At 71.0% G+C, this 15987-nt stretch carries 12 protein-coding genes; 4 read left to right on the forward strand and 8 right to left on the reverse strand.

All coding sequences use genetic code 11. The annotated features are described in order from the left end of the window. Positions 1-457: 457 nt before the first annotated feature. From ACZ5K7_RS04105 to iolC, 6 genes are all read right to left on the reverse strand, one after another. A complete protein-coding gene (locus ACZ5K7_RS04105) occupies positions 458-1855 on the reverse strand; it encodes an APC family permease (protein WP_468910167.1) in 1398 nt (465 codons plus the stop codon). Positions 1856-2185: 330 nt separating this feature from the next. Further along, positions 2186-3688 carry a CoA-acylating methylmalonate-semialdehyde dehydrogenase gene (mmsA, locus tag ACZ5K7_RS04110; RefSeq protein ID WP_351690859.1) on the reverse strand — a complete coding sequence of 501 codons (1503 nt, stop codon included), beginning with the start codon at positions 3686-3688 and terminating at the stop codon, positions 2186-2188. Continuing rightward, positions 3685-5574, reverse strand: a complete 1890-nt coding sequence (gene iolD, locus ACZ5K7_RS04115) for a 3D-(3,5/4)-trihydroxycyclohexane-1,2-dione acylhydrolase (decyclizing) (RefSeq protein WP_468910171.1) — start codon at positions 5572-5574, stop codon at positions 3685-3687. The genes mmsA and iolD overlap by 4 nt, the downstream gene beginning before the upstream one ends. Next, on the reverse strand, positions 5571-6395 hold the full coding sequence (iolB, locus tag ACZ5K7_RS04120) for a 5-deoxy-glucuronate isomerase (RefSeq protein ID WP_450971635.1): 825 nt from the start codon (positions 6393-6395) through the stop codon (positions 5571-5573). Before iolB ends, iolD begins: the two co-directional genes overlap by 4 nt. 7 nt (positions 6396-6402) lie before the next feature. Then, a complete protein-coding gene (locus ACZ5K7_RS04125; protein ID WP_468910891.1) occupies positions 6403-7278 on the reverse strand; it encodes a Cgl0159 family (beta/alpha)8-fold protein in 876 nt (291 codons plus the stop codon). Positions 7279-7337: 59 nt separating this feature from the next. Next, positions 7338-8288 carry a 5-dehydro-2-deoxygluconokinase gene (gene iolC, locus ACZ5K7_RS04130; protein WP_351690853.1) on the reverse strand — a complete coding sequence of 317 codons (951 nt, stop codon included), beginning with the start codon at positions 8286-8288 and terminating at the stop codon, positions 7338-7340. Positions 8289-8676: 388 nt separating this feature from the next. Here iolC and ACZ5K7_RS04135 point away from each other — a divergent pair, with 388 nt between their 5' ends. Beyond that, on the forward strand, positions 8677-8877 hold the full coding sequence (locus tag ACZ5K7_RS04135; RefSeq protein ID WP_351690851.1) for a helix-turn-helix transcriptional regulator: 201 nt from the start codon (positions 8677-8679) through the stop codon (positions 8875-8877). 19 nt (positions 8878-8896) lie between these two features. On the opposite strand, the gene ACZ5K7_RS04140 is transcribed toward ACZ5K7_RS04135, so the two are convergent. After that, positions 8897-9940: a zinc-binding dehydrogenase gene (locus ACZ5K7_RS04140; RefSeq protein WP_468910177.1), complete on the reverse strand. Its 1044-nt coding sequence runs from the start codon at positions 9938-9940 to the stop codon at positions 8897-8899. A gap of 351 nt (positions 9941-10291) precedes the next feature. Between ACZ5K7_RS04140 and ACZ5K7_RS04145 the strand changes: the two genes are divergently transcribed. From ACZ5K7_RS04145 to ACZ5K7_RS04155, 3 genes are all read left to right on the forward strand, one after another. Then, positions 10292-11242: a PrsW family intramembrane metalloprotease gene (locus ACZ5K7_RS04145; protein ID WP_468910180.1), complete on the forward strand. Its 951-nt coding sequence runs from the start codon at positions 10292-10294 to the stop codon at positions 11240-11242. A 73-nt stretch (positions 11243-11315) separates the two neighbouring features. Next, on the forward strand, positions 11316-11555 hold the full coding sequence (locus tag ACZ5K7_RS04150; protein WP_351690844.1) for a heavy-metal-associated domain-containing protein: 240 nt from the start codon (positions 11316-11318) through the stop codon (positions 11553-11555). A 139-nt stretch (positions 11556-11694) separates the two neighbouring features. Then, complete coding sequence (locus ACZ5K7_RS04155) at positions 11695-13968, forward strand: heavy metal translocating P-type ATPase (RefSeq protein ID WP_468910183.1); 2274 nt, start codon at positions 11695-11697, stop codon at positions 13966-13968. A 655-nt stretch (positions 13969-14623) separates the two neighbouring features. Here the strand turns inward: ACZ5K7_RS04155 and ACZ5K7_RS04160 are convergent. After that, entirely contained in the window at positions 14624-15913 is a 1290-nt protein-coding gene (locus tag ACZ5K7_RS04160; RefSeq protein WP_351690840.1) for a citrate synthase, read from the reverse strand. Between the last annotated feature and the right edge of the window lie 74 nt (positions 15914-15987).

A 15987-nucleotide genomic window follows, 5' to 3' on the forward strand; every position in this document is an offset into this window, starting at 1 on the left:
TCCGATGCCGACGCTGGGGTGAACCCCTGGCCATCCCCGAGGAGTACGGGCGCGTTGCCGCGTACTTCGGGTGCGGTACACCGGGACGCCGGGGCGACTTCGGGTGCGGGTGGGTGGGGGCCGTTCGCGCAGTTCCCCGCGCCCCTATCGGGCGCTTCGGTCCGTGCGGACAGTTACGCGCCGTCGTGGCTTGTCGCGCCCGCGCGGCGGTAGCCGCACATCGACACAGCCCCGCGCCCCTATCGGGCGCTTCGGTCCGTGCGGACAGTTGCGCGCCGTCGTGGCCACTCGCGCCCGCGCGGCGGTAGCCGCACATCGACACAGCCCCGCGCCCCTATCGGGCGCTTCGGTCCGTGCGGACAGTTGCACGCCGTCGTGGCTTGTCGCGCCCGCGCGGCGGTAGCCGCAAAACGACACAGCCCCGCGCCTCTGGCGGGGGGCTGCAGTCGCAATCTCTTCAGGACTGGACGTCCTCCGGGATCGAGACCACCCAGTGGGTTTCCTTGCGGGGGCGGAGGTAGAGGGCCCAGTAGAGGGTTGCCGCTGCTGTGATGCCGCCGGTCCACAGGAGGTAGGTGGTTTCCTGCTGGGTGAGGATGTAGGCGAGGACGGCGATGAGGATGATCGGCATCGCCGGCCACAGGGGCATGCGCCAGGCCGCGGTGTGCTTGTGGGCGCCCCGGCGGGCCAGCAGCGCGGCGACGGCGACCAGGAGGTACATGCCGGTCACCGACACGCCCGTCACGCCGTACAGGGTGTCCAGGTTGACGAAGCAGAGCAGGGCGCCGGGGACGCCGACGGCGAGGGTGGCCACCCAGGGGGAGCCGAAGCGGCCCAGGCGGGAGAGGGCGCTGTTGACCGGGGCCGGCCAGGCCTTGTCGCGGGCCGAGGCGAACAGGACGCGGGAGTTCTGGATGACCATGACGATGCCCGCGTTGATGATCGCGAGGGCCACGCAGAGGCTGACGAACGTGCCGACCGCGGAGTTCGACCAGGCGGTGACCATGGCGCTGATGTCGCCGCCGGTGAGGGCCTTGAGGTCGGTCGCGCCCATGGTGATCGCGGCGACCGGGACGAGGATGATCACCGTGGAGATCGCGAGGGTGGCGAGGACCGTGCGGGCGACGTTGCGGCGCGGGTTCTCCAGTTCCTCGGAGAGGTAGACCGCCGTGGAGAAGCCCTGGGTGACGAAGAGGGCGATGGCGAGCCCGGAGACCACCAGCATCGCCGTAACGGTGGTGGTGTGGCCGCCGGTGTCCGCCACCTGCATGGAGGTGAGGCTGCCGGCTCCGCGGTGGCTGTGGGAGAAGCCCAGCACGGCCACCACGCCCGCCGCGATGACCTCCAGAACCAGGAAGATGCCGGTGATCCAGGCGTTCGCGCGCAGGTCCAGGAGGCCGGCGAGGGTCGCGAGGAGCATCACGCCGGCGCCGGCCATGGCGGGGTCCAGGTGGACGATCGGGGCCAGGTAGTCGGCCGTGCCCATGGCGATCACCGGGGGCACGATCATCACGACGAGGAGGGAGAGGACGAAGACCAGCCAGCCGGCCAGGCGGCCCGCCATCGTGGACACCATCGCGTACTCGCCGCCCGCGCTCGGGATGAGCGTGCCCAGCTCCGAGTAGCAGAACGCCACGGCGATACAGAGGAGGGAGCCGATGGCGATCGTCAGGGCGGTGGCGGTGCCGAGGGAGCCGAACAGGTCGGGGACGACCACGAAGAGCGTCGAGGCGGGGGTCACGCAGGAGAGGGTCAGGAGGGTGCCGCCGACCACGCCGATGGAGCGCTTGAGCGTCTTGGGGCTGTCGGCCACCTCGGGGAGGGCGGTGTCGACGGGGCGGAGCGTGTCGGTCATGCGGCGGTTCCGATCGCGTCGTGCGGATGCCTCCGGCGGTTGGGCTGTGCTGCATGGAACCTCGACGAAAACCGCTGCGTCAATGGCTGTTTACCTTCGGATTCCGTACTCGTAAAGCGACCGGGGTCACATCACTTTCACAGGGCCGAGCACGCGAATAGGGCAATCATCAAGCCTTCCGATCGCATGACCTTGGTTTCGAAGGTCACCTATCAAGAGTGCTTAAGTCATCCGTTTCATCCCGTCCGCACGGGAACCGCAGCACCGCCGACAAAAAAAGTCGAGGCCGTCCGGTATCCGGACGGCCTCGACGGGGTCAGTCGGTCACTCTCAGTGGTTGCGCGGGAAGCCCAGGTCGACACCGGCCGGGGCCTCGGACGGGTCCGGCCAGCGGGTGGTGACGACCTTGCCGCGGGTGTAGAAGTGCGTGCCGTCGTTGCCGTAGATGTGGTGGTCGCCGAAGAGCGAGTCCTTCCAGCCGCCGAAGCTGTGGTAGCCGACGGGGACCGGGATCGGGACGTTCACACCGACCATGCCGGCCTCGATCTCCAGCTGGAAGCGGCGGGCCGCGCCGCCGTCCCGGGTGAAGATCGCGGTGCCGTTGCCGAACGGCGAGGCGTTGATGAGGGCCACACCGTCCTCGTAGGTGTCCACGCGCAGCACGCACAGCACCGGGCCGAAGATCTCGTCCTGGTAGGCCTTCGCGGTGGTGGGCACCTTGTCCAGCAGCGAGATGCCGATCCAGTGGCCGTCCTCGAAGCCGTCCACCGTGTAGCCGGTGCCGTCCAGGACGACCTCGCAGCCCTCGGCGGCCGCGCCGGTGACGTAGGACGCCACCTTGTCGCGGTGCACGGCCGTGATCAGCGGGCCCATCTCCGAGGTCGGGTCGTTGCCGGGACCGATCTTGATCTTCTCGGCGCGCTCGCGGATCTTCGCCACCAGCTCGTCGCCGATCGCGCCGACGGCGACGACGGCCGAGATGGCCATGCAGCGCTCGCCCGCCGAGCCGTAGGCCGCGGAGACGGCCGCGTCGGCCGCCGCGTCCAGGTCGGCGTCCGGGAGGACCAGCATGTGGTTCTTGGCGCCGCCCAGGGCCTGCACCCGCTTGTGGTTCGCGGAGGCGGTGGTGTGGATGTGGCGGGCGATCGGGGTCGAGCCGACGAAGGAGACGGCCTTGACGTCCGGGTGCTCCAGGAGACGGTCCACGGCCACCTTGTCGCCGTGCACGACGTTGAAGACGCCGTCGGGCAGCCCGGCCTCGGCCAGCAGCTCGGCGATCTTGACCGAGGCGGAGGGGTCCTTCTCCGACGGCTTGAGGACGAAGGTGTTGCCGGTCGCGATGGCGATCGGGAACATCCACATCGGGACCATCGCCGGGAAGTTGAACGGCGTGATGCCCGCGACCACACCCAGCGGCTGCCGGATCGAGGAGACGTCCACCCGGCTGGCGACCTGCGTCGACAGCTCGCCCTTCAGCTGCACGTTGATACCGCAGGCCAGGTCCACGATCTCCAGACCGCGCGCGACCTCGCCGAGCGCGTCCGAGTGCACCTTGCCGTGCTCGGCGGTGATCAGCTCGGCGATCGCGTCCCGGTTGGCGTCCAGCAGGGCACGGAAGCGGAACAGGATCTCCGTGCGCTTGGCCAGCGAGGACTGACCCCAGGTCGCGTAGGCGTCCTTGGCGGCGGCGACCGCGGCGTCGACCTCGTCGACGGACGCGAACGCGACCTTCGTGGTGACCGCGCCGGTGGCCGGGTCGGTGACCGGCCCGAAATTGCCCGACGTGCCGTCGACGGACTTGCCGCCGATCCAGTGGTTGACGATCTTCGTCATGACCGGTTACTCCTTCGCAGATGACGGCGTCGGGTGGAGACGTGCCGTTCGTACAGCTCACGTGCCTTGACCGCGGACGATCTGGTCGCGGTCTCGGCCACAGGTACATCCCACCAGGCCTGCGCGGGAGGCGGGCCCGACACAGTGTCGGCCGTTTCGGTCTCCACGTAGACACATGTGGGAGTGTCGGCGGCCCGCGCCTCGGCGAGCGCCGAGCGCAGGTCACGGACGGTCTTGGCGCGCAGGACGCGCATGCCGAGGCTGGCCGCGTTGGCGGCCAGGTCGACGGGGAGCGGGGCGCCGCTGAAGGTGCCGTCCGCCGTGGGGAAGCGGTAGGCGGTGCCGAACCGCTCGCCGCCCACCGACTCGGAGAGTCCGCCGATGGAGGCGTAACCGTGGTTCTGCACCAGCAGCACCTTGATGGCTGTCCCCTCCTGTACGGCGGTGACGATCTCGGTCGGCATCATCAGATACGTGCCGTCGCCGACCAGCGCCCACACGTTCCGCTCGGGCGCGGCGAGTTTCACCCCGATGGCGGCCGGTATCTCGTAGCCCATGCACGAGTAGCCGTACTCCAGGTGGTACTGGTCCCGTGACCGGGTCCGCCACATGCGGTGCAGGTCGCCGGGGAGCGAGCCGGCCGCGTTGATCACCACGTCCGTCTCGTCGACGAGCGCGTCCAGGGCGCCGAGGACCTGCGGCTGGGTCGGCCGGATGTCCGGTTCCTCGGCCTCGTAGCAGGCGTCGACGCGCTGTTCCCAGCGCTCCTTGTCCTCGGTGTACTCGGTGACGTAGGAGTCGGCGGTCCGGTGGCCGTCCAGGGCCTTCTTCAGCTCCGCGAGACCGCTGCGGGCGTCGGCGATCAGGGGCAGGCCGGACAGCTTGTGGCCGTCGTACGGGGCGATGTTGAGGTTGAGGAAGCGGACGTCCGGGTTCTCGAAGAGGGTGCCGGAGGCCGTGGTGAAGTCGGTGTAGCGGGTGCCGATCCCGATCACCAGGTCGGCGGTGCGGGCGAGTTCGTCGGCGGTGGCGGTGCCGGTGTGGCCGACGCCGCCGACGTCCTGGGGGTGGTCCCAGCGCAGCGAGCCCTTGCCGGCCTGCGTGGACGCCACCGGGATGCGGGTGGCCTCGGCGAACTCGGCGAGGACGGCTTCGGCGCGGCTGTGGTGGACCCCGCCGCCCGCGATGACCAGGGGACGGCGGGCGTTCCTGATCGCCCGTACGGCGTCGGCCAGTTCGGCGGGGTCGGCGCCCGGCCGTCGTACCGTCCACACCCGCTCCGCGAAGAACTCCTCCGGCCAGTCGTACGCCTCGGCCTGCACGTCCTGCGGGAGCGCGAGGGTCACGGCGCCGGTGTCGACGGGGTCGGTGAGCACCCGCATGGCGGCGAGGGCGGAGGGGATCAGCTGCTCGGGGCGGGTGATCCGGTCGAAGAACCTCGACACCGGGCGCAGGGTGTCGTTGACCGACACGTCGGCGGCGTACGGGACTTCGAGCTGCTGGAGGACCGGGTCGGCGGGGCGGGTCGCGAAGACGTCGCCGGGCAGCAGCAGGACCGGGAGGTGGTTGATGGTGGCGAGGGCGGCGCCGGTGACCAGGTTGGTGGCGCCGGGGCCGATGGAGGTGGTGACGGCGTGCGTGGCGAGACGGTTCGACTGACGCGCGTAGCCGACGGCCGCGTGCACCATCGCCTGTTCGTTGCGGCCCTGGTGGTACGGCATCTCGTCCGCGTACTCGACGAGCGCCTGGCCGAGGCCGGCCACGTTGCCGTGGCCGAAGATGCCCCAGGTGGCGCCGATCAGGCGGCGGCGCTCGCCGTCCCGTTCGGTGTACTGGGCGGCGAGGAAGCGGACAAGCGCTTGCGCGACGGTGAGCCGTATCGTCATCGATACCCCTCTGCGCTTTCTACGTGGGCCGGGTGGAAGCAGATCCGCCACTCCCGCGTCTCGCCCGGCCCCGCCATGACGTTCAGGTAGTACATGTCGTGCCCGGGCTGCGCGATCGACGGGCCGTGCCATCCGTCGGGGACCAGCACGACGTCGCCGGAGCGGACCTCGGCGAGGACGTCCGTACCGCCCTCACGGGAGGGGAATACGCGCTGATAGCCGAAACCGTTCGGTCCGTCGATCTCGAAGTAGTAGATCTCCTCCAGCTCCGACTCCTCGCCGGGCCGGTGCTCGTCGTGCTTGTGCGACGGGTACGAGGACCAGTTGCCGCCGGGGGTGATGACCTCGACGGCGATGAGCTGGTCGCAGTCGAAGGCGTCCGCGGAGGCGAAGTTGCGCACCTGGCGGGCGCTGGTGCCGCTGCCGCGGTCTTCGACGGGGACCTCCGGCGCGGGGCCGTAGCGGGCGGGGAGTCGTCGCTCGCACTTCGCTCCTGCCAGGGCGAAGCGGCCTCCCGCGCCGGAGGCGATCTGGACCTGGGCGTCCCGGGGCACGTAGACGAAGTCGGAGACTCCGGCGAACACGCTCTCCCGGCCCAGGATCTGGAACTCTGTTCCCTCCGTTCGCACCGTACAACCGCCTGCCAGCGGAAGCACGATCCACTCACTGTCCCCCGTGGTGAACAAGTGGCTACCGCCAGGCGCCAGTTCGACGATCCGCAGGCTGCTGTGCGTCCAGCCGGCCCGCTTCGGGTCGATGTCGAGCACGTACTGCGCGTTCGCGGTCGAACCCTTGCCCAGGTGCAGCTCGTTGGTCGTCATCGGGGCCTCACAGAAGTCCTACGGCGGTGTCCACGGCGGCGGCCACGTCGCCGTCCGCCGGGTACAGCAGCGAGCGGCCGACCACCAGGCCGCGCACGGTGGGGAGTTGGAGGGCGCTGCGCCACTTCTCGTAGGCGCCGTCCTGGTCATCGCCCACTTCGCCGCCGAGGAGCACGGCGGGCAGGGTGGACGTCTCCATGACCTGGGCCATGTCGTCGGGGTTCTCGGTGACCGGGAGCTTCAGCCAGGTGTAGGCCGAACTCCCGCCGAGGCCCGAGGCGATGGCGATGGACCGGGTGACCGCCTCGGCGGACAGGTCGTTCCTGACCTTGCCCTCGGGGGTGCGGCCGCTGATGAACGGCTCGACGAAGACCGGGAGCCGGCGCGCGGCCATGTCGTCGATGGCGCGGGCGGTGGACTCCAGGGTGGTCAGCGAGCCCGGGTCGTCGTAGTCGATCCGCAGCAGCAGCTTGCCGGCGTCGAACCCGAGGCGCTGTATGTCCTCGGCGCGGTGCCCGGTGAACCGGTCGTCGAGTTCGAAGCGGGCGCCCTGCAGGCCGCCGCGGTTCATCGAGCCCATGACGACCTTGCCGTCGAGGACGCCGAGCAGCAGCAGGTCGTCGAGGATGTCGGCGGTGGCGAGGACGCCGTCGACGCCGGGCCGGGACAGCGCCAGGCAGAGCCGCTCCAGCAGTTCCGCCCGGTTGGCCATGGCGAGCTTGTCGCCGCCCACGCCGAGGGCACCGCGGGCCGGGTGGTCGGCGGCGACGATCATCAGCCTGCCGTCCTCGTCGAGGAGCGGACGGCGGGTTCTTCGCGCGGCCGCCTCGGCGATGGCCTCGGGGTGGTGCGTGCGGGTGTGGACGAGGGCCGCGATGTCCACGCCCGGCTGCCTGGCGGGGGTCGCGCCGTCGTGGTGGGCGCCCGCGACGCGGCCGGCCCTCACAGGACCGCTCCGGCGGCGAGCGCGGCCGTGATCTCTTCGCCGGTCGGCATGGCGGAGGAGCACTCCAGTCGGGAGGCCACGATGGCGCCGGCCGCGTTGGCGTGCCGCATGATCTTCTCCAGGTCCCAGCCTTCGAGGAGGCCGTGGCAGAGGGAACCGCCGAAGGCGTCACCGGCGCCGAGCCCGTTGAGGACGTTCACCGGCAGCGGCGGTACCTCGGCGAAGGCGCCGTCCCGGTTGACGGCGAGGACGCCCTTGGGCCCCTGCTTGACGACGGCGATCTCGACCCCGGCGTCCAGGAGGGCCTGCGCGGCGGCCTGCGGCTCGCGCACGCCGGTCGCCACCTCGACCTCGTCGAGGTTGCCGACGGCGACGGTGGTGTGCTTGAGGGCCTCGGCGTAGAAGGGGCGGGCGGTGTCCGGGTCGCTCCAGAACATCGGCCGCCAGTCGAGGTCGAAGACGGTGGTCCCGGCCTTGGCGCGGTGGGCGAGGGCCGCGAGCGTCGCCGTACGGCTGGGCTCCTCGCTCAGGCCGGTGCCGGTGACCCAGAAGACGCGGGCGTCCCGGACGGCGTCGAGGTCCAGGTCGTGGGCGTCGATCTCCAGGTCCGGGGCCTTGGGCTGCCGGTAGAAGTACAGCGGGAAGTCGTCCGGCGGGAAGACCTCGCAGAAGGTGACCGGGGTGTTCAGTCCGGGCACGGCGGTGACCCAGCGGTCGTCCACCCCGAAGTCGCGCAGCGCCTCGTGCAGGTAGGCGCCGAAGGCGTCGTCCCCGGTGCGGGTGATGACGGCGGTGTTCCGGCCGAGGCGGGCGGCCGCCACGGCCACGTTCGTCGCCGACCCGCCGAGGAACTTGCCGAAGGACGACACCTGGGCGAGCGGGACACCGGTCTGGAGCGGATAGAGGTCCACCCCGATCCGCCCCATGGTGATCAGGTCGTACGCCATCGGTTTCCCTTCGTCACGGCTCTCCCCCGGTTTGTAGTCCCGGACAGGAGGTCGTGTCAATGGTTTGTCCTGACATTCGGACGAGAGTGCGCCGGCGGGCCGGACCCGGCGCGGCGGTTCCGGCCCGCTCCCGCCTCCCCGCGCATGTCAACTCGCCCCGCTGACGGACCCGCACGCACCTGTGCACCAGCTGTGTCACAAACACCCTCCTTGTGTCACACATGTCGCGCCTACGCGGGTTCTCGGTCACACCCGGCCCACAGCCGCTTGCCCACAGTCACTCTCCGTCGTTCACCGGGCACAGGCTTTGTGATCGCCAGCGCAGCGCCCGGCTCCCCCGACGACCGCCTCAGGTCGCCCCCGCGGTGCGCGCAGGGAGGTGCATCTCATGACCGACCGACGGCTCTGGTCCTACAAGGAGATCGCGGCACACATCCGGGTGCAGCCCGACACCGTCCGCTCCTACCGCAAGCACGGGCTGCTCCCGCCACCCGACCACGTCGAGGGCGGCAAGCCCTACTGGTACGCCGACACGGTCCGCGCCTGGGTCGCCTCCCGGCCGGGCAACAGAAACCGCAGAGAGGCCTGAACCGCGCCCGGCGGGAGGCTCAGGCCCACGGCTCGATGACCGTCACCCCCGCCCCCGGCGCCCCGCCCATCGCCGCCAGCGCCCGCGGGGCCGCGTCCAGGGTGATCGTCGAGGTCACCAGGAGGTCGGGACGGAGGGTGCCCGCGCGGACCAGTTCGAGCATGGCGGGGTAGGAGTGCGCCGCCATGCCGTGGCTGCCGAGGAGTTCCAGTTCCAGGGCGAGCGCACGGGCCATGGGTACGGGGGTGGTGCCGTCCGGGGACGGCAGCAGGCCCACCTGGACGTGACGGCCGCGGCGGCGCAGGGAGTTGACCGAGGCGACGGCGGTGGACGGTGAGCCGAGGGCGTCCAGGGAGAGGTGGCTGCCGCCGGCGGTCAGCTCGCGGACCGTCGCCGCCGGGTCGTCGCCGGCCGCCGCGTCCACGCAGTGTGCCGCGCCGAACCTCCTTGCCAGGGCCAGGGCTTGGGGCGACACGTCGACCGCGACCACCCGCGCCCCGGCCGCCGCCGCGATCATCACCGCCGACAGGCCCACGCCTCCGCAGCCGTACACCGACACCCACTCCCCCGCCGCGACCCTGCCGCGCCGCACCACCGCGCGGTACGCCGTCGCGAAGCGGCAGCCGAGGGAGGCGGCCGTCGCGTACGCCATGCCCTCCGGGATCGCCACCAGGTTCACGTCGGCGTGGTCCAGGGCCACGTACTGGGCGAAGGAGCCCCAGTGCGTGAAGCCGGGCTGGGTCTGGCGTTCGCAGACCTGCTGGTCGCCGGCGGCGCAGGACGGGCAGCCGCCGCAGGCGCAGACGAACGGGACGGTGACCCGGTCGCCGGGGCGATGGCCGGTCACCGCGGCGCCGACCTCCTCGACCACACCGGCGAGTTCATGGCCGGGCACGTGCGGAAGCGTGATGTCCGGGTCGTGGCCCGCCCAGCCGTGCCAGTCGCTCCGGCACAGGCCGGTGGCCTCGACCCGGACCACCACTCCGTGCGGGGCCGGCCGGGGGTCCGGCACGTCCCGCACCTCGGCGGGGCTGCCGTAGTGGTCGTAGACGACTGCTCGCATGGACGGGTGCTCCTTTCAGGGGCTCCGCGCAGGCTAAACGGCACGGGGGCGCGACGCAGCGCCGGTTCCGGCCCGGTCACCGCCGACGGGACGGCGACCGCGGGGCTGCCGCGTGCACGGCGGAGCCGCATATCGGCACAGCCGCACGCACGCCGGGCCGCCCGCCGACCGCCGTCGCCGGGTCCGCGCCGTGCGTGGCATCGACGGGGCCGGGGTGTGCCCCCACGCTCTTTTCGGACTGCGACATTCGGCGCATATGCCTAAAGTGCGGGTAACCGCCCCAGTCCCGACCCGCCGCCCGCACCCGCACCCGCACCCGCACCCGCAGGAGCACCCCAGGGGGAGCCCGCCGTGACCCACTCTCCGCCGCCCCGTCGGCCGCAGGCCCGTATCCCCGGTCCGCAGCAGCCGCCACCGCCGTACCCCCGTATCCGCACCGGCCTGTGGAAGCGCTGTCTCGGCGGCGGGCTCGCCCTGTGGGCGCTGACGGGGGTGGTGACGTACGCGACGAAGAACACCACGCTGCTGCCGACGCTCATCCTGCTCGGCAGCTTTCTCGTCCCGGTCGCCTTCGTGCTGTGGGCGTACGAGCGGCACGGCCGCGACCTCGGTGTCAGCGCGATCCTCGGCTGCTTCCTGACCGGCGGCACGCTCGGGGTGCTGGGCGCCTCGGTGATGGAGTCCTACCTCGTCCGCCCCTCCTGGGGGATGTTCGTCGCCGTCGGCCTGATCGAGGAGGCGGTGAAGCTCGGCGCGCTGATGTTCGTGCTGCGCCGGCTGCCCGGGATCCGGGGCATGCGAGCCGGGCTGGTGCTCGGCGCCGCCGTCGGCTTCGGCTTCGCGGCCCTGGAGAGCGCCGGCTACGCCTTCAACGCGGCGGTCTCCACCGAGGGCATCGACCTGCGGGCGCTGATCGAGACGGAGATACTGCGCGGGGTACTGGCCCCCTTCGGGCACGGCCTGTGGACGGCGATTGCGGGCGGTGTGCTGCTCTCCTGCCGCCGCCCGAACGGCCGCTTCCGCCTCACCACCCCGGTCGTGGGCACCTACCTCGGCGTCGCTCTGCTGCACGCCCTGTGGGACTCCACGCACGGCATCGCGATCTGGCTGGTGGCACAACTGGCGGGTACCGGACTGGACCGGCAGCTGTTCGCCGAGGGGTACATCCCGCACCCCACCACGGCACAGGAGCACCTCTTCACCCTGTTCTCGGTCGGCCTGCTGGTGCTCGTCTCGCTGCTCGGCATCGCCTGGGTGCGCTCACTGGCGCGCCGGGACCCCTCTTGGAGAAATACCCCCTAGGGGTATATTGTGAGAACAGTGGGGTTCCCTCGCGGGCCCCACCGGCCCCACACGCCTCCACGAGGAGAACGACATGACCGCCCAGACCGATACCCCGGGTTCCGTGACCGCCGTCTACAAGGTGACCGGCATGAGCTGCGGACACTGCGAGGGTTCCGTCTCCGCCGAGATCTCCGGGCTGCCCGGCGTCAGCTCGGTGACGGCCGTCGCGGCCAGCGGTGAGGTCACGGTCGTCTCCGCGGCCCCGCTCGAGGAGGAGGCGGTCCGCGCCGCCGTCGACGAGGCGGGCTTCGAGCTCGTCGGCCGCGTCTGACGTCGAAGCCGCGGCGGCCGGTACGCGCAGTACGAGCAGCACGAGCAGTACGTACGACGGAAACGTATCTCTCCGCCGGGCCGCGCCGACCAGCTGATACTGGATCCGCGCGGTCCGGTCCGTTGTCTGGAGTCCGGACATGACCAGCACCACCACCGCACAGACAGGGATAGCCGGGCCGGCCGTCGGCCCGACGGCCGAGGTCGAACTTCTCATCGGCGGGATGACCTGCGCCTCCTGCGCCGCCCGGGTCGAGAAGAAGCTCAACCGGATGGACGGCGTCACCGCCACCGTGAACTACGCGACCGAGAAGGCGAAGGTCACATACCCCGGGGGGGTTCAGGTCGCCGACCTGATCGCCACGGTCGTGAAGACCGGGTACACCGCCGAGGAGCCCGCGCCGCCGCAGCCGCGACCCGAGCCGGAGGCCGAGCCCGAGCGGGATCCCGAACTCGCCGCCCTCCGCCATCGCCTGCTCGTCTCCGTCCTGCTGGCCGCGCCGGTGGTGCTGCTCGCCATGGTTCCGGCGTGGCAGTTCGACAACTGGCAGTGGCTGTCCCTGACGCTCGCGGCGCCGGTCGTCGTCTGGGGCGGCCTGCCGTTCCACCGGGCCGCCTGGACCAACGCCCGGCACGGCGCGGCCACCATGGACACCCTGGTCTCCGTCGGCACGCTGGCCGCGTTCGGCTGGTCGCTGTGGGCGCTGTTCTTCGGCGACGCGGGCCTGCCCGGCATGCACGACGCGTTCCGGTTCACCGTCTCCCGGACGGACGGCGGCATGGGGGGCGCGTCCTCGATCTACCTCGAAGTCGCCTCCGGGGTCGTCGCGCTGATCCTGCTCGGCCGCTATCTGGAGGCCCGCTCCAAGCGGCGGGCGGGGGCGGCCCTGCGGGCGCTGCTGGAGCTGGGCGCCAAGGACGTGGCGGTGCTGCGGGCCGGGCGCGAGGTGCGGGTTCCGGTGGCGTCGCTGGCGGTCGGCGACCGGTTCGTCGTACGGCCCGGGGAGAAGATCGCGACCGACGGGACCGTGGTCGAGGGTGCCTCGGCGGTGGACGCGTCGATGCTGACCGGCGAGTCCGTGCCGGTGGACGTGACCGTGGGCGACGCCGTCACCGGGGCCACCGTGAACGCGGGCGGGCGGCTGGTCGTCGAGGCCGGCCGGGTCGGGGCCGACACCCAGCTCGCGCGGATGGCGCGGCTGGTGGAGGACGCGCAGAACGGCAAGGCCGAGGTGCAGCGGCTCGCCGACCGGATCTCCGCCGTCTTCGTCCCCGCCGTCATCCTGATCGCGCTCGCGACCTTCGGGGCCTGGCTCGGCGTCACCGGCGACACGGCCGCCGCGTTCACCGCCGCCGTCGCCGTGCTGATCATCGCCTGCCCGTGCGCCCTGGGCCTGGCCACGCCGACCGCGCTGATGGTCGGCACCGGGCGGGGCGCGCAGCTGGGCATCCTCATCAAGGGCCCGGAGGTGCTGGAGTCCACGCGCCGGGTCGACACCGTCGTCCTCGACAAGACCGGGACGGTGACCACCGGGCGGATGAGCCTCCTGGAGGTGTACGTCGCCGACGGCGCCGACAAGGACGAGGTGCTGCGGCTCGCGGGTGCGCTCGAACACGCCTCGGAGCATCCGGTGGCGCGGGCGATCGCCGCGGGGGCCGAGGAGAGGGTCGGAGCCCTGCCCGCGGCCGAGCGCTTCGAGAACGTGCCCGGCCGGGGCGTGCGCGGGCGCGTGGACGGCCGCGAGGTGGCCGTGGGGCGCCTCTTCGACGTCGTACCCGAGGAGTTGGCCGCCGCCCGGTCCCGGGCCGAGGAGGAGGGGCGTACGGCCGTCCTGGTCGGCTGGGACGGCCGGGCCCGCGGTGTCCTCGCCGTCGCGGACACGGTCCGGGAGACCAGCGCCGAGGCGGTACGCGAACTGCGCGCCCTCGGGCTGACGCCGGTGCTGCTGACCGGGGACAACCGGGCGGTGGCCGAGTCGGTCGCCCGGGCGGTCGGGATCGACTCCCGGGACGTGATCGCCGAGGTGCTGCCCGAGGAGAAGGTCGCCGCCGTACGACGGCTGCAGGGCGAGGGGCGCACGGTCGCCATGGTCGGCGACGGTGTCAACGACGCGGCCGCGCTGGCCACCGCCGACCTGGGGCTCGCTATGGGCACGGGGACGGACGCGGCGATCGAGGCCGGCGATCTGACCCTGGTGCGCGGCGATCTGCGGGTGGCGGCGGACGCGATCCGGCTCTCCCGGCGGACCCTCGCCACCATCAAGGGCAACCTCGTGTGGGCCTTCGGCTACAACGTGGCCGCGCTGCCCCTGGCCGCCGCCGGGCTGCTCAATCCGATGATCGCGGGGGCCGCGATGGCCTTCTCGTCCGTGTTCGTGGTGACCAACAGCCTGCGCCTGCGCACCTTCCGCTGAAAGTTACCGCCGGTTCGCGGCAGCGGATGCCGAAGTCCCCCTGGAGTCCAACGCGCACCTCACATAAGCTCTTCACAAGGCTCGTGCATCATCCTTACGCTTGAGCTCCGATCGCCGTATCGGGGCTCTTGCGCATCTAACGGACATATGCAAGAGACGCAGATCACAGTGATGCGAACGTAACCATCGAAGGGGTTCGAAGGTCTAAATTGGCGATGTCAGACCAGCGTCTTGGGGGGCGCTGACCTGGCATCTGGGGATGTCTTGGGGGACTTCCTCAGAGATGCGTTGCCGGGACACGTACGACGGGAAGCTTTGAGCGGCCCTTCCGTGCGGTACGGGTCCCGGCAGATCGCACCGCATCACTGGAGTACGACATGTAGTACGGCGAGTTCTGCTCGTTGTGCTCAAAGCAGCGAATTCAGGCGCTGCCATACCGAGCGCCCGGCCGGATCCCGTGGGGGGAATCCGCACCGGGACACGGGAAGGCGCCCTGGTCGCCGGCCCGTGGGGGGACCGGCGCTCCAGGGCGCCTTCTGCTATCCGTATATGCCTGCGGTTTCCCGCTGTGCCCGTGCGGCTGTGCCCGCCCGTGCGGCTCTGCGCCCGTGCGGCGGGGGCACCGATGAAGACGGCGCCCCCTGACCGGCTGGTGTCAGCGCTCCTCGACCGGCACGAAGTCGCGCTCGACGACCCCCGTGTAGATCTGGCGCGGGCGACCGATGCGGGAACCCGGCTCCTTGATCATTTCCTGCCACTGGGCGATCCAGCCCGGCAGCCGGCCGAGGGCGAACAGGACCGTGAACATCTCGGTCGGGAAGCCCATGGCGCGGTAGATCAGGCCGGTGTAGAAGTCGACGTTCGGGTAGAGGTTGCGCGAGACGAAGTAGTCGTCGGAGAGCGCGTGCTCCTCCAGCTTCAGCGCGATGTCCAGCAGCTCGTCGGACTTGCCGAGCGCGGAAAGGACGTCGTGCGCGGCGGACTTGATGATCTTGGCGCGCGGGTCGAAGGACTTGTAGACCCGGTGGCCGAAGCCCATCAGGCGGACGCCGTCCTCCTTGTTCTTCACCTTGCGGATGAAGGAGTCGACGTCACCGCCGTTGGCCTGGATGCCCTCCAGCATCTCCAGCACGGACTGGTTGGCACCACCGTGCAGCGGGCCCCACAGGGCGGAGATACCGGCCGAGATCGACGCGAACATGTTCGCCTGCGACGAGCCGACCAGACGGACCGTCGACGTCGAACAGTTCTGCTCGTGGTCGGCGTGCAGGATCAGCAGCTTGTCGAGCGCCGAGACGACGACCGGGTCCAGCTCGTAGTCCTGCGCCGGCACCGAGAACGTCATGCGCAGGAAGTTCTCCACGTAGGAGAGGTCGTTGCGCGGGTAGACGAACGGGTGGCCGACCGACTTCTTGTACGCGTACGCCGCGATCGTCGGAAGCTTGGCGAGCAGCCGGATGGTGGAGAGGTCGCGCTGCTTCGCATCGAACGGGTTGTGGCTGTCCTGGTAGAAGGTGGACAGCGCCGAGACGACCGACGACAGCATGGCCATCGGGTGGGCGTCGCGCGGGAAGCCCCGGTAGAAGTTCTTGACGTCCTCGTGCAGCAGGGTGTGCCGCGTGATCTCGTTCTTGAACGTGGTGAGCTCGTCGACGGTCGGCAGCTCACCGTTGATCAGCAGATACGCCACCTCCAGGAAGGTGGAGCGCTCCGCCAGCTGCTCGATCGGGTAGCCGCGGTACCGAAGGATGCCCGCCTCGCCGTCGAGGTAAGTAATGGCAGATTTGTAGGCGGCAGTGTTGCCGTATCCGCTGTCCAGGGTCACCAGACCGGTCTGGGCGCGGAGCTTCCCGATGTCGAAGCCCTTGTCGCCGACGGTGCTGTCGACCACCGGGTAGGTGTACTCGCCGTCGCCGTACCGCAGTACTACAGAGTTGTCGCTCACGTCTTCCCTCACCGACGTAGTGCCTCATCTTCGAGGTGCCCTGACTGTCTCTACCATCCCCCATTTGGCTCAGG

The sequence above is a fragment of the Streptomyces sp. NPDC031497 genome, from assembly GCF_055580905.1.

Coding starts and splice junctions, on each gene's coding strand:
- ACZ5K7_RS04105 (WP_468910167.1), bottom strand. CDS start 1,855: ATGACCGACACGCTCCGCCCCGTCGACACCGCCCTCCCCGAGGTGGCC.
- mmsA (WP_351690859.1), bottom strand. CDS start 3,688: ATGACGAAGATCGTCAACCACTGGATCGGCGGCAAGTCCGTCGACGGC.
- iolD (WP_468910171.1), bottom strand. CDS start 5,574: ATGACGATACGGCTCACCGTCGCGCAAGCGCTTGTCCGCTTCCTCGCC.
- iolB (WP_450971635.1), bottom strand. CDS start 6,395: ATGACGACCAACGAGCTGCACCTGGGCAAGGGTTCGACCGCGAACGCG.
- iolC (WP_351690853.1), bottom strand. CDS start 8,288: ATGGCGTACGACCTGATCACCATGGGGCGGATCGGGGTGGACCTCTAT.
- ACZ5K7_RS04135 (WP_351690851.1), top strand. CDS start 8,677: ATGACCGACCGACGGCTCTGGTCCTACAAGGAGATCGCGGCACACATC.
- ACZ5K7_RS04140 (WP_468910177.1), bottom strand. CDS start 9,940: ATGCGAGCAGTCGTCTACGACCACTACGGCAGCCCCGCCGAGGTGCGG.
- ACZ5K7_RS04150 (WP_351690844.1), top strand. CDS start 11,316: ATGACCGCCCAGACCGATACCCCGGGTTCCGTGACCGCCGTCTACAAG.
- ACZ5K7_RS04155 (WP_468910183.1), top strand. CDS start 11,695: ATGACCAGCACCACCACCGCACAGACAGGGATAGCCGGGCCGGCCGTC.